Raw genomic sequence first — 12,461 nt, 5'->3', positions numbered from 1 at the left:
ATGAGTATGACTACTACAACGAAAACTTTGCTTGAGGTCAAAAACCTTAAACAATACTTTCCTATTAAAGGCGGTCTCTTTGGCAGGACGGTTAATCATGTAAAAGCGGTCGATGATATAAGTTTCCATGTGCAGGAAGGGGAGACGGTCAGCATCGTAGGAGAATCAGGGTGCGGGAAATCTACGACAGGAAGAGCGATACTCCGTCTTGATAATCCATACGCCGGAGAAGTGATTTTTGATGGAGAGAATTTGCTTGGCTTAAGCAAAGCTGAGATGAGAAAAAAACGCCAGGACCTTCAAATCATCTTCCAGGACCCTTATGCTTCGCTTAACCCAAGGCAGACGGTCAGCCAGATTATAGAGGAAGCACTGCAAATCCAAAATATCGTACCACCAAAAGAAAGACGGAAGAAAATCGCTGATCTCTTGCAGACGGTTGGAATCGGGACGCATCAAATGGATCGCCATCCGCATGAATTCAGTGGGGGGCAGCGCCAGCGCATCGGGATTGCCCGGGCATTATCGGTGAATCCCAAGCTGATTATTTGCGATGAAGCGGTTTCCGCGCTTGATGTTTCAATTCAGGCACAGGTTCTTAATCTATTGAAGGATCTTCAAAGGAAATTTCAATTAACCTATTTGTTCATCTCGCATGACCTTGGAGTAGTCCGGCATATTTCAGATCGGATCATAGTCATGTATCTGGGCAAAATCGTCGAGATTGCCGACAAAAAGTCACTTTTTGAGAATCCGCAGCATCCATATACGATTGCGTTGCTATCCGCCATTCCGAGTACCAATCTTGAAAAAAAACGTGAGCGGATCATTTTGAAAGGGGATGTACCTTCCCCAATCGATCCTCCGCAGGGCTGCCGCTTCCACACGAGGTGTCCGTTTGCGTTTGACCGCTGCCGCGCGGAACAGCCCGGGCTTTACAAGGTAGATGGTGAAGGCCATCAATCTGCCTGCCACCTGGTTGAGAATGGGCAAATAGATTTTTCAAAGGTTCCTTCGAACCATTAATGGCTAGAGGCTTCAAGGAAAGGAAGGCAATGTGCCGATCTTTTCAGAAGCCTCTATTTTCATTCATGCGCCTCTATCAGTTTTCTTGCATCATTGATAAACAGCTTTGCAACCAATGAAAGGGTTTTGTTTTTATTATAGGCAAGATAAAAATATCGTTCCTCGGCAAAATCCTCTATCTCAAACTTTTTGATTACGTTTGTTTGACAATATTCCTCCGCAGCGATTTCGGAAATGATGGAAATGCCAATGCCATGTTTGACGAATTGTATCAGGCTCTGGCCGGAATCTGTATAGGCAATGATGTTCAATTGGTCTTTCGGTATGTGTTTCTTCTTCAGAAGCCTTTCAAGAAGGGCATTAGTCCCCGAATCCGGGCTCCTCATGACAAATGGAAATTCCAAAAGCTCATGAATGCTGACGGTTTGAGGAAATTTAAAATGATTGGCCGCAATCAGGACAAGGTGTTCCTTTAAAAGGGGGATGTACTCCACACGTTCATTTTCATATTTTTCACCTAGGATGCCCACGTCAACGGTCCCACTGAGTACTTTCTCGGCCACAATTTTAGAGGAAGCCTCGCTAATGTGAAACGTAACAGAAGGGTAAACACGCCTGAATCCATTGATCATTTTCGGAAGCAAGAACTGGCCCGGAACTGAACTTGCCGCCATTCGGATGACCCCGCGCAATTCGGTCATGCTTTCGCTCAAGTCGAGCAAAGCTCGGTCTTTCAGAAGCAGCAGCTGCTGGGCCCAATGATAAAGGCGTTCACCATGGGGTGTTAAGACGCTTTCTCTGCCAACACGGTCGAATAATTTCATATTCAGCATTTTCTCCAGAGCCTGAATATGGGCACTGACTGTTGACTGGCTCAAAAAAACTTCCTCGGCTGCCTTTGAAAAGCTTTTATTTTCAACTACCTTTGTAAAAACATATAATTGATGCAAGTCCACTGCAATCACCCTTTTGATAATCACGATTTTGAATTAATGGTAAAGTAGATAGCGCCCCACTTAAGGATATCATTTTTATGCCAAGTACTAACTGCTTGGCTGGTATATATAATGACATTTTGTAGTATGCCCAGTATAAAAGTCCCGAGCAAAGGAGTGGAAAAGCATGTGTTTAATACTGTTTGCATATAAGTCACACCCGGCCTACAAGCTGATTGTTGCCGCTAACAGGGATGAATTTTATCAACGTCCCACTGCTCCAGCCGGTTATTGGAGTGATCAGCCCAATATTTTGGCGGGAAGGGATCTGGAGAAGCATGGAACATGGCTTGGGGTAACAACTAGCGGCCGGTTTGCAGCGCTGACAAATTATCGGGATCCTGCCGATAAAGGAGGCTCTCAATCCCGAGGAGAGCTGCCACGGAGTTATCTGGAGGGAGATTCCAATCCGCAGGATTTCCTGGAAGACGCTTCCAGAAAACGATCTTTATATCCAGGGTATAATTTGCTGGCAGGGACAAAGGATGAAATCTTCTATTACTCCAATAGAGGAGGAGGAGTCTATCAGGTACCGCCTGGCATCCACGGCCTTAGCAACCATCTGCTGAATACGGGATGGCCAAAGGTCGAGCGCGGCAAGGAGGGCCTCAAATCAATAGTTGAAGCTGGCGCTGATGAAGACCAGTTGGTTGAATCCCTTCTTGCATTGCTTCAAAACGCAGAGCCGGCGCCTGATGAAGTTCTTCCCAAAACCGGGGTATCGGCGGAATGGGAGCGGGTTTTATCACCGTTGTTCATCAAAACCGAAGGATACGGTACCCGAAGTTCGGCTGTCCTATTGATGGACGATCAAAAGGTGCGTTTTCATGAACGAATATATGAATGGGATGGCAAAACGAGAGACCAGGACTTTATGTTTTCCCACGAGGGACAGCGTGGATGAAAAGGCTGCTTCCCTTATTATAAAATATTATTGATATCTTAATGCCCTATATTGTGTGGGAATTTTCATATGTTTGTTAAAAAATACATAGATTTAAGGCTTATTAATCGCTATGATGATGATAGCTTCGGGAAAAAATCTAATCATGTTTAAAACAGCATCAAAGAGATAAAAAATAAATGAAGCAGAATTTTGTTATGGACAGGAGTTATTATGACAAACAAACACGAAATCGCCTGGGTAACGGACAGTACAGCGACTCTGCCGGAAGATTTTATCAAAAATAACCATGTTTATGTGGTACCGCTGAGCATTCTTTTTGGTGAAGAGTCCTACCTTGAGGGCGTAGATATCACAGCGGAAGACTTTTATCAAAAGCTGTCGGCTTCAAAGGTGCTTCCGAAAACCTCTCAGCCTGCGATAGGGGACTTTGTTGAGATATACAAGGAATTAAAAACAAAGTATAAGCATGCAATCGCGATTCATGCCTCCAGTGCCCTGACCGGTACTTATCAGGCCTCCGTTGCAGCCTCAAGCATCGCCGAATTCGATGTGGAGATCATTGACTCGAAAATTGGTTCTTATCCTCTCGGAAAGATGGTATACACGGGAGTGGAATTGCAAAAACAGGGGAAGTCTTATCAAGAAATCATTGACCATTTGCGAACTCTTCCTGACAAGGCGAGATTGGTCATGTCCCCGGGAAGTCTTGAGCAGCTGCAAAAAGGAGGCCGTCTTTCAGCCACACAGGCGCTGATTGGGGGGCTTCTCAAAATGAAGCTGATTGTCCAGTTTGATGATGGCAAGGTGGTGCTTGCCGAGAAAATCAGAACAGACAGGAAAGTGAAAGAAAGGCTATACCAAATTTTTGAGGCTGCTTCCCCTTTGATCGAAGAAGCAAGCATCATCCATGCCAACATCCAGGAAACAGCGGATGAATGGCGGAAGGAGCTGCAAACGAAATACCCTCACATCACATTCACAACCACGATGTTCAGCCCGGTGCCCGGCACCCATACAGGCCAGGGGACAATTGGGTTCGCCTGGATTAATAAGTAGAGAAAAACGACGGCAGAAAATCTGCCGTCGCTTTTTTTGCTTCGATTCGTTCCCTGGCTAGACAAAAACAAAATATAAAATAAAAACCAGTCCGAGGGCATACATAAGAGGATGTACCTCTTTTGCTTTCCCTGAGGCAGCCATCGCGAGCGGGTATAATATGAACCCTAGGGCTATTCCAGTCGCTACACTGAATGTAAGAGGCATCATAATAATCGTAACGAAGGAAGAAATGACCACCGGAAGGCTGTTCCAGTTAATTTTACTAATCTCCGAGGCCATCAAGGCGCCAACAATAATCAACGCCGGCGCTGTCACAGCGGGTGTCACAATGGCCAGCAGAGGAGAGAAGAGAAGAGAAACACCAAAACAGGCAGCAATAATAATTGAAGTAAAACCTGTTCTCCCCCCTACGGCAATGCCTGCGGAGGATTCAACAACGCAGGCAGTCGTTGAAGTGCCCAATACACTCCCGGCAGCCGCTGCCGTTGCATCCGCTAGCAGAGCGCGTCCCCCGTTGGGAATTTTATTATTCTTCATAAGGCCGGCCTGGCTGGCAATGGCAATCAAAGCGCCTGCTGTATCAAAAAAAGCAACGAATAGGAAAGTGAAAATGACTGCGAGCACATCCGGTGTGAAGATTTCTCCAAAATGGCTGAAAACTACCCCAAAGGTTGGGGATAAATCAGGGACCGTTCCTATGATCGCCTCTGGTTTATCTATTTGGCCTATAATTATGCCGAGCACTGTTGAAATGACCATAGCATAAAAAATCCCGCCAGATATTCCCCTCACCATCAAGACGACAGCCAGGGCAAATCCAAACAATGCCAGCAGTGTTGCTGGCGAAGCCAAATCACCAATGGCCACAAAGGTAGCATCACTTTTAACAATGATTCCCGCATTTTTAAGACCGATAAATGCAACAAAAAAACCAATTCCAGCCGCTATGGCATACTTCAAATCCTGGGGAATCATGTTAATGATTTTTTCGCGGATTTTCAGGAGGCTTAGAATCATAAACAGAATTCCGGCAACAAATACCCCCGTCAGAGCAATTTCCCATTCGACTCCCATGCCGATCACAACGCTGAATGTGAAAAATGAGTTCAAGCCCATGCTCGGAGCAATGCCGATTGGAAAGTTGGCAAGCAAGCCGATTAGCAGTGAACCGATGATGGCTGAAAGGGCTGTAGCCGTAAACACAGCTCCCTTATCCATTCCTGCCTGGCTGAGAACCATCGGATTTACGACGAGAATATAGGCAATGGATAAAAATGTAGTGATGCCTGCGAGTGTTTCTGTCCTGTAATTTGTATTTCGTTCTGAGAATTGGAAAAAGTTTTTCATGTTGTCCTCCAAATGGAAATCCTTGCTACCACTGAGTCCCTGTGCAAAAAAGCCCCGGAAGCAATAGGCTTCCAGGGCTGCAAAGGATAAACACCGCCATGAAATGGGCTTGTGTTCCATCCCCTGTAGACATGCATTTTGCGGAAGCATGGTAGAGACGTCCCGGCCATATTCCAGGACATATACAAGGAAACTAATTTAAGATTTTAGAATAATAATAGAGATAGTAGCAAGAAAATAGAAGCAGGTCAACAGACGGCAGAAATGTCTATTAATTCAATTTCTTTAGCTATCCACTTAGGGGGATTTCATATGATAAAATAGAGGGAAGAGTGATCGTTAAGGAGAGTTGGCATAAATGTTAAGCAAGTGGAAAAGGTGGTTTTGGCCGGCGGTCATAACGGCTGCAGCCTTCATGGTGGTTCCGTACAGCATTCCGTTAATCCTGGCATTTTTAACGGCCATCCTGCTGGAAGGAGCGGTGATGGGTCTTATTTCCAGATTGCGGTTTAACAGGCTCCAGGCCGTTCTAGCCGTTTTTATTGGATATGTTTCTGTACTGGGCTTACTTATCTTCAATTTGATATCCATTATCGCCAAGCAGGCGGTTTCCCTCTCACAGAGGACCCCCACCTTTGTGAGGGATTTTTACAGCTCGGTTATACAGCCCCTCATTGGTAAATGGGAGTTTTATTCCAAGGGCCTTCCTTCTGAAGTGGCACTTTCTATTCATAATACTATTGAGAGGGCCATCAACTCCCTGGATATGTTTCTGCAGACAAGCATTACAGGTTTAATGAATTTCCTCACCGCGGTACCAGGGTTTATATTTGAAATTTTGTTCTACCTGATCGGCTTGTTCCTTTTCAGCCTTGAACTGCCCCGGCTGAAACAGAAATTCGAGTCTTTCCTTAAAGATGAAACGAAGCAAAAAGTGTTCATGATTTCAGGCCAGCTGACCCATGCCGGGGTCGGATTCATCAAAGCGCAAATCATATTCAGCTTTATTACCTTTGTCATGGCGTTTGCAGGGCTTGCCATCCTGAAAGCCCCATACCCGGGCTTGCTGTCGCTGCTTATTGTGATCGTCGATATCCTCCCAATACTGGGAACCGGTTCGGTCCTGGTTCCGTGGGCCATTGTCGTCCTGCTTCAGGGGAACTTGTTTTTGGGGATAGGACTGATCGTCTTGTTTCTGGTCATTACAGTTGTCCGCAGGGCCATTGAGCCGAAGATTTACTCAACGAGCCTGGGAATCACACCGCTGGCCTCGTTTGTCAGTATGTATATCGGCCTTAAGATGCTCGGAATTGTCGGCCTATTCGCCGGACCGATCGTGGTCATCATTTATGAAACGTTAAAAAAGGCCAATGTTATTCAAATAAAATTTAAAATTTAAAACGCTCCATATAGAAACCACTTGTCTTAATGGTGGTTTTTCGTTGTATGTCATTGTCTGCTTATTAGCGAAGCAGTTCCAGAATATGGGGAACAGCTGCCTGGAGTGTTGGCGCACTGCGGTCGGCTCCCGTTTCTTCACTGCCGATAAAAACAGTTTTGCATCCCGCCTTTTTTCCTGCTTCAATATCTCGTTCGTGGTCCCCGACCATCACACTTCGGGCAAGGTCCAAATCATGCCTGACGGCCAGGTCAAAAAGCATCCCGGCATTGGGTTTTCGACATTCGCATCCTGCTTTTGGTTTGTGGGCGCAGTAAGCAATTTCCTTGATGGTGCCACCTTGTTCCTGAACGAGTTTCGTCAAATGATCATGAATCTTCTTCAAGTCTTTTTCTTTTAAGAATCCAAGGCCGACTCCTCCCTGGTTGGTGACAACGAAAATGTCATAGCCTGATTTGCCGAGTTCAGCAACAGCCTCTGCAGCTCCATCCAGCAAATATAAATCTTTCGGGGTGTTCACAAACTTAACACGAGCGGAAAGCACCTCATTGAGAACTCCGTCACGGTCAAGGAAAACAGCCTGTTTCATGTTTGTCCTCCTTCTGGTTTTACTTTAAGGGCAGCCCATGCAGGGAGCAGGCTGCAATTTACTTCCTGAGTTCTTCTCCTTTTTGATGCCTGGATACAAATGGGTTACCGGTAATCCAGAAACGCCAGGGGTATTCACGCGCTTCCCCGCTGTTTTCAATCCCAATTCTTTTTCCCGCGGAAATGCTGTCGGGAGTTCTTCCCCTAGCAATAAATAGGGGAGGAGATTGCAGGTCATGCCCGTAATCTTCCATGCTGATGCCCATAGCCTTTGTCAGCTTGCCAGGACCATTAGTCAAATTGACTCCTATATGTCCCAGCCTTCTTGAAGACATAAGGTCCAGCCCAATTATCGGCTCAATTGCCCGTACAAGAACCGCTTCGGGATGACCCTTGCCTCCGCTGACAACATTAAAGAGGCAGTGGGTGTGCATGACATAGGTATAGGCAAGGCCAGACTGATGGTACATGATTTCTGTTCTTTTGGTTCTTCGGTTATTGTAGCTATGAGCGGCTTTATCGCCAGGTCCGATATAGGCCTCGGTTTCAACGATATATCCAGCCGCAAGTCCTTCAGAGCTTTGTTTTATAAGCAGGCAGCCAAGAAGTTCTCCTGCCAGCTCTAATGTAGGCCTTTCATAAAAGAGTCCCGGAAGCGGCTGGGGGATATTTTGTTCCATAAATCCTCCCGTGGCTTGATGTTATTTACCTTTCGTATACCCTTTCTTCATGGAAGATATGATAGAAATAGGCAATTTCAGGTGAATAGAGACTGATTGTGAGGATAATGGAGCGTTAATTAAAGAAACTAGCCTGATTGTTAAGTGCTGATCTTATCGCTAGGAGGCTGTTGCCAAGGGGATGGTTATGGTAAAAAGTGTGCCCTTCATAGGTGTACTGGATGCTTCAAGGGTGCCGCCCAGTTCTCGAATCAGCTTAAGAACTACCATCATCCCTAAGCCCGTGCCCTTCTCCTTTTTAGTGGAGAAATAAGGTTCGCCCAGCTTGGCAATTTCTGCCGGAGTCATGCCAATCCCATTATCCTTTATTTTTATCACAGCAAATCTGTCAGATAAGGCAAACGATTGGATGGTCAGTTCTCCGCCGTCAGGCATGGCCTCAATACCGTTTTTTACAATATTCAGCAGGCATTGTTGAAACTTTGAAGCTTCTCCACTGATATACAAGCCTTTAGCCAGCTGGCTGCTGACGCTAACGGAGGAATGATTGGCATAAGGCATGAGCAATTCAACTGCCTTCTCAATTTCCGCCTTGACGTCAAGAGTGGCCGCCGGGTCATGGTTAGGTTTTGAAAAAGACAAATATTCCTTAATAATCATTTCTGCCCGGTCGAGCTCCTCAATGGCTGTTTCCAGGTAGTACTGTCTTTTATCCTCAGGAATGCCGGGGTCTTTCAACATTTGCAGAAAGCCTCTGGTAACAGTAAGCGGATTCCTTACTTCATGGCTCACGCTTGCTGCAAGGTGGGAGATGACCTCGATTTTTTCCGATTTGACGATCGCTTCACGGAGCAGGCTGTTTTGTTCAATAATTTCCATGGAGTATGTGACGATGAGCAATCCGGCAAGGAGGGTTGCAGTGTAAATGGCAGCAAGAGGCAAGTCCAAATAGGCATGATATAGGATTCCTTTTATAAAGGCAAACAAAATGGAATAGGTGATCCCAATCAATGCCACAGCGATCAGCTTGCCGCCAAGCCGCATGGATTGGAACTTTATGGAGACCATAGAGATTACTGCCGTAATAGCCATGACTGTAAAAATGTTTAACTCGATCCCGCTCCCCCCGAAAGGAATCCTAATCAGGATCGTAAATAAAAAAACGATGATGCCTGCCGAAATCCCCCCATACAGGCCTGCGATTGCAAGAGGAATCAATCTTAGGTCATATAAAAACCCATTGCTGTCGCTGTAGGAATAGCTTATGCAAAATACTACCTGGATCATGGCAGAAGCAATGAAAATCAATTTATCATATTTTCTTTTGGACCCACTGATTTTAACCCTTAGAATATATTGAACAATCAGCGATAGCGATATAATAAATAGCAGATTAAATAGCAAGTCTTTAAACAGCGTCATCATGAATCCCCAATCCGGTCGCGTCATTGTTTCTATTCTATAATAAGAAAATTAACGAATACAAGAAAAAGTGCATAAAATTCCACATTTTCTGATTATTTAAAGGCAGACCCAACACAAAAACCCGCCTGATGGCGGGCTGGCTTTTGCCTGTGGAGTAAAGCTGGGCGCTTCCGCTTTTCTAATGAGATGAAAAAGGATAAATTTCCACATTTAGATAACTGTCCAGCTCCAGCGCCTAGCCAGTTTTCATCCTCGAATTAACTTCCTCGAGTATCTTGCGAGAAGCGGAGCTTTGAGCGGCTCGAGTCATAAACCACTCCAGAATTGAAGGCAAAGAACGCCTTCTATTCTGGAGTGGCTTATGCGGTTCGGGGCTGACCAAGGCGCTTCCGCTTTTCCTAATGAGGCAGAAATGCAAGCTGATAAAAGAATAAAACGGCGAAGATATAGAGCAGCGGATGCACTTCCCTCCATTTTCCTTTCACTACCTTTAACAGCGGATAAGAAATAAATCCAAGAGCGATCCCCGTCGCAATGCTTGAAGTCAGCGGCATGCTGAGAATGATTAAAAAAGCAGGGAAGGCTTCATCAAGCTCATCCCAGCGGACATGGGCAATGCTGCCCATCATCAGGCTTCCGACAATGATCAGGGCAGGAGCAGTAATCGCAGAGAGGCCGGAAACGGCACCAACCAAAGGACTGAAGAAGGCAGCAAGGATGAAAAGCACTGCCACCGTCAAGGATGTCAGGCCCGTACGCCCGCCTGCTGCTACCCCCGAAGACGATTCAATATAAGCTGTAGTAGGGGAGGTACCGAACATGGATCCCACCGCAGTGGCAATGGAGTCCGACAGAAGCGCCTGTTTGGCTCGCGGCATGGTATTGCCCTTCATCAGTCCTGCTTGATGGGCAACCCCGATCATTGTCCCGGTTGTATCAAATATGGTTACCAGGATAAAAGAAAACACAACGGCATAAAGACTGTGTGAAATCACTTCCCCTAAAGCAGCAATAGGATTTGCCACAATCAGGCCGTCCGGCAGGGAAGGCAATGAAACAAAACCTTGCTCAAAAGACAGCTGGCCGGTCAGGAAGGCGATAAAGCCGGTAATGACCATGCCGGTGAACAGAGCCCCATTAAACTTTAGCACCATCAAAATAAGAGTAACAGCAAGGCCGGTCAAAGCGAGCAGCGCTGAAGGGGAATGCAAGTCTCCGAGTCCTACCAGATTGGATGGGTGAGAAGTGATAATGCCAGTCAGACGCAAGCCGATAAAAGCAATGAACAGCCCTATTCCGGCAGTTATCCCATGTTTCAGCGTTTCGGGTATCGCTTCAATCAGTTTTTCCCTAAAAGGTGTAAGGCTAAGGATGACAAAGATGATTCCTGCGATGAACACAGCTGCAAAAGCTGTTTCATACGAAATATTGTTGGTGCCGACAACGGTATAGGCGAAATAAGCATTCAAGCCCATTCCTGGTGCAATGGCAATCGGATAGTTGGCGAAAAGCCCCATCCAAAGTGTTCCAACTACAGCAGAGATAATTGTGGCGGAAAAAACCTGCTCAAATGGAACACCTGCATCGGCAAGGATGACAGGATTCACCACTATTATATAAACCATGGTGAAAAAGGTTGTAATTCCAGCAATCATTTCCGTTTTGACATTTGTTTTGTTTTCTTTCAGTTTAAACATGGTAATTCCTCCGGAAATACGAACATTTTTATTAACAAATTACATAATATTCGTTTGTTGGGAGTTTTTCAAGAGGAAAAAAATATTTGCGAATAAGACAGGGAAGGTTTTGGTAAAAATAAGCAGGAAAGGAAGTGAAGAAGGATGGATGCAAACCGAGTCAGGCAAATCCTCTCGTCATCCGCGGACATTGCCGTTACCTATAATGGCACCTCTGTCTGGATTGACCAGTTGAATGAAGACGGAAGGACAGCAACTGTTCATTTAAGAGGGCCGCTGGAGGAACGTACAATTGTGGAAATTGATGAATTGAAGGAAGTTTGATGCAAGCCGGTGAAACCGGCTCTTTTTTTTGCTTGAAAAACTGTTCGAGCCCATTTTTTATTTAGAAGGATGTCTGCTGTTTAGGACAAATTTTTCGCGGGAAGAACATCATCACAAGCAAAAAAATACCGGTGCAAACCGTTCATATAGATCAGACGGCTGCTCCCCCCAGCAGCCGTTTTCTGCGAACCAGGAGGAAGGAAATAATATCCTGGGAAAAATGAGAGTAAAAGAAACAGAAAAAATGCATACTTGTTTTTAAGGTGATGTTTTAAATGCTGAAGCAGGTGGTAATTAACCTGTACAAGCAGCCGGCAGAGGCACAACAAAAGCTTCTCCAAAGGCTCTTGCTAGGAAATGGTGGTTGAATCGCCACTTTAGGCAAGGACGCGAATCCCGGGAATATTCAGCGTCAGGAAAAACAAGCGGGCAACCCCGCAAATTCTGGACTAAATATTTATCATCAAGAAGGAGGATGTCACATGTTAAGTTTTCTGTGGTCATTAATTATTGGAGGAATTATTGGTTGGTTAGCCGGCCTTATCATGGGTAGAGATATTCCAGGCGGAGTAATTGGAAACATTATTGCAGGTTTCATCGGAGCTTGGATTGGACAGGCTATTCTTGGAAACTGGGGACCAGTAGTTGCCGACTTTGCTATCCTGCCTGCGCTAATTGGTGCGATTGCACTAGTATTTATCGTCAGCCTTGTTATGAAAGGCATGAGAAAGTCAACTGACTAATCTAAAAAAATCCTTCCGTTTACGGAAGGATTTTTTTGTGCCTGGCAAAAAGGGTACTGAGAGCCAGCGTCAGTGCCCAAAATTCCCGGTAGCCGTTCAAATGGTCACTGAGAGCTGGTGTCAGTGACCGAAATCGGCGGAAGCCATTCAAAAAGGTACCTGAGAGCCCGTGTCAGTGCCCGGAAATGGCGGGAGCCATTCAAAAAGGTACCTGAGAGCCCGTGTCAGTGCCTGAAAATGGCGGCAGCCGTACAAAAAGGTACCTGAGAGC

The 12,461-nt window shown here is 45.7% G+C and carries 12 protein-coding genes and 1 riboswitch; of the genes, 6 read left to right on the top strand and 6 right to left on the bottom strand.

Translation table 11 applies throughout. The features are described 5' to 3' along the window. On the top strand, nt 1-1,026 hold the full coding sequence (locus WQ57_RS20980) for an ABC transporter ATP-binding protein (protein WP_046525706.1): 1,026 nt from the start codon (nt 1-3) through the stop codon (nt 1,024-1,026). Between the two features lie 59 nt (nt 1,027-1,085). Here WQ57_RS20980 and WQ57_RS20975 read toward each other — a convergent pair whose 3' ends face one another. Next, complete coding sequence (locus WQ57_RS20975; RefSeq protein WP_046525720.1) at nt 1,086-1,982, bottom strand: selenium metabolism-associated LysR family transcriptional regulator; 897 nt, start codon at nt 1,980-1,982, stop codon at nt 1,086-1,088. A 166-nt stretch (nt 1,983-2,148) separates the two neighbouring features. Between WQ57_RS20975 and WQ57_RS20970 the strand changes: the two genes are divergently transcribed. Together WQ57_RS20970 and WQ57_RS20965 are read left to right on the top strand one after the other, a co-directional pair. Next, nucleotides 2,149-2,925 (top strand): NRDE family protein, encoded by a 777-nt coding sequence (locus tag WQ57_RS20970; protein ID WP_046525705.1) that lies wholly within the window; start codon nt 2,149-2,151, stop codon nt 2,923-2,925. A 213-nt stretch (nt 2,926-3,138) separates the two neighbouring features. Beyond that, nucleotides 3,139-3,984, top strand: a complete 846-nt coding sequence (locus WQ57_RS20965; RefSeq protein ID WP_046525704.1) for a DegV family protein — start codon at nt 3,139-3,141, stop codon at nt 3,982-3,984. Nucleotides 3,985-4,041: 57 nt separating this feature from the next. Here WQ57_RS20965 and WQ57_RS20960 read toward each other — a convergent pair whose 3' ends face one another. Beyond that, a complete protein-coding gene (locus WQ57_RS20960) occupies nt 4,042-5,334 on the bottom strand; it encodes an NCS2 family permease (protein ID WP_046525703.1) in 1,293 nt (430 codons plus the stop codon). A 106-nt stretch (nt 5,335-5,440) separates the two neighbouring features. After that, a riboswitch (purine riboswitch) is annotated at nt 5,441-5,542 on the bottom strand. Nucleotides 5,543-5,692: 150 nt separating this feature from the next. Between WQ57_RS20960 and ytvI the strand changes: the two genes are divergently transcribed. Beyond that, the gene (ytvI, locus tag WQ57_RS20955) at nt 5,693-6,733 is read left to right on the top strand and encodes a sporulation integral membrane protein YtvI (RefSeq protein WP_046525702.1); all 1,041 of its coding nucleotides are present in this window, start codon (nt 5,693-5,695) and stop codon (nt 6,731-6,733) included. A 64-nt stretch (nt 6,734-6,797) separates the two neighbouring features. Here ytvI and WQ57_RS20950 read toward each other — a convergent pair whose 3' ends face one another. The 4 genes from WQ57_RS20950 to WQ57_RS20935 form a co-directional block, all read right to left on the bottom strand. Then, on the bottom strand, nt 6,798-7,322 hold the full coding sequence (locus WQ57_RS20950) for a D-glycero-alpha-D-manno-heptose-1,7-bisphosphate 7-phosphatase (protein WP_046525701.1): 525 nt from the start codon (nt 7,320-7,322) through the stop codon (nt 6,798-6,800). A gap of 58 nt (nt 7,323-7,380) precedes the next feature. Next, nucleotides 7,381-8,001: a DNA-3-methyladenine glycosylase gene (locus WQ57_RS20945; protein WP_046525700.1), complete on the bottom strand. Its 621-nt coding sequence runs from the start codon at nt 7,999-8,001 to the stop codon at nt 7,381-7,383. A gap of 159 nt (nt 8,002-8,160) precedes the next feature. After that, nucleotides 8,161-9,450: a sensor histidine kinase gene (locus WQ57_RS20940; RefSeq protein WP_084820343.1), complete on the bottom strand. Its 1,290-nt coding sequence runs from the start codon at nt 9,448-9,450 to the stop codon at nt 8,161-8,163. Nucleotides 9,451-9,824: 374 nt separating this feature from the next. After that, on the bottom strand, nt 9,825-11,123 hold the full coding sequence (locus tag WQ57_RS20935; RefSeq protein WP_046525698.1) for an NCS2 family permease: 1,299 nt from the start codon (nt 11,121-11,123) through the stop codon (nt 9,825-9,827). A gap of 144 nt (nt 11,124-11,267) precedes the next feature. Here WQ57_RS20935 and WQ57_RS20930 point away from each other — a divergent pair, with 144 nt between their 5' ends. Then, nucleotides 11,268-11,447 carry an H-type small acid-soluble spore protein gene (locus tag WQ57_RS20930; RefSeq protein WP_046525697.1) on the top strand — a complete coding sequence of 60 codons (180 nt, stop codon included), beginning with the start codon at nt 11,268-11,270 and terminating at the stop codon, nt 11,445-11,447. A gap of 482 nt (nt 11,448-11,929) precedes the next feature. Next, nucleotides 11,930-12,190 carry a GlsB/YeaQ/YmgE family stress response membrane protein gene (locus WQ57_RS20920; RefSeq protein ID WP_046525695.1) on the top strand — a complete coding sequence of 87 codons (261 nt, stop codon included), beginning with the start codon at nt 11,930-11,932 and terminating at the stop codon, nt 12,188-12,190. Nucleotides 12,191-12,461 lie beyond the last annotated feature (271 nt).

Origin of the sequence: Mesobacillus campisalis (assembly GCF_000986785.1) — a bacterium.
Lineage (GTDB): Bacteria > Bacillota > Bacilli > Bacillales > Cytobacillaceae > Mesobacillus_B > Mesobacillus_B campisalis.
Note: the sequence above shows the minus strand (reverse complement) of the source record. Positions and strands in the feature narration are given on the sequence as shown.

Excerpts from the sequence above, each read along its gene's own strand:
- WQ57_RS20960 (WP_046525703.1), bottom strand. The coding sequence starts at position 5,334 with ATGAAAAACTTTTTCCAATTCTCAGAACGAAATACAAATTACAGGACA.
- WQ57_RS20980 (WP_046525706.1), top strand. The coding sequence starts at position 1 with ATGAGTATGACTACTACAACGAAAACTTTGCTTGAGGTCAAAAACCTT.
- WQ57_RS20965 (WP_046525704.1), top strand. The coding sequence starts at position 3,139 with ATGACAAACAAACACGAAATCGCCTGGGTAACGGACAGTACAGCGACT.
- WQ57_RS20945 (WP_046525700.1), bottom strand. The coding sequence starts at position 8,001 with ATGGAACAAAATATCCCCCAGCCGCTTCCGGGACTCTTTTATGAAAGG.
- WQ57_RS20920 (WP_046525695.1), top strand. The coding sequence starts at position 11,930 with ATGTTAAGTTTTCTGTGGTCATTAATTATTGGAGGAATTATTGGTTGG.
- ytvI (WP_046525702.1), top strand. The coding sequence starts at position 5,693 with ATGTTAAGCAAGTGGAAAAGGTGGTTTTGGCCGGCGGTCATAACGGCT.
- WQ57_RS20970 (WP_046525705.1), top strand. The coding sequence starts at position 2,149 with ATGTGTTTAATACTGTTTGCATATAAGTCACACCCGGCCTACAAGCTG.
- WQ57_RS20950 (WP_046525701.1), bottom strand. The coding sequence starts at position 7,322 with ATGAAACAGGCTGTTTTCCTTGACCGTGACGGAGTTCTCAATGAGGTG.
- WQ57_RS20940 (WP_084820343.1), bottom strand. The coding sequence starts at position 9,450 with ATGACGCGACCGGATTGGGGATTCATGATGACGCTGTTTAAAGACTTG.
- WQ57_RS20930 (WP_046525697.1), top strand. The coding sequence starts at position 11,268 with ATGGATGCAAACCGAGTCAGGCAAATCCTCTCGTCATCCGCGGACATT.
- WQ57_RS20935 (WP_046525698.1), bottom strand. The coding sequence starts at position 11,123 with ATGTTTAAACTGAAAGAAAACAAAACAAATGTCAAAACGGAAATGATT.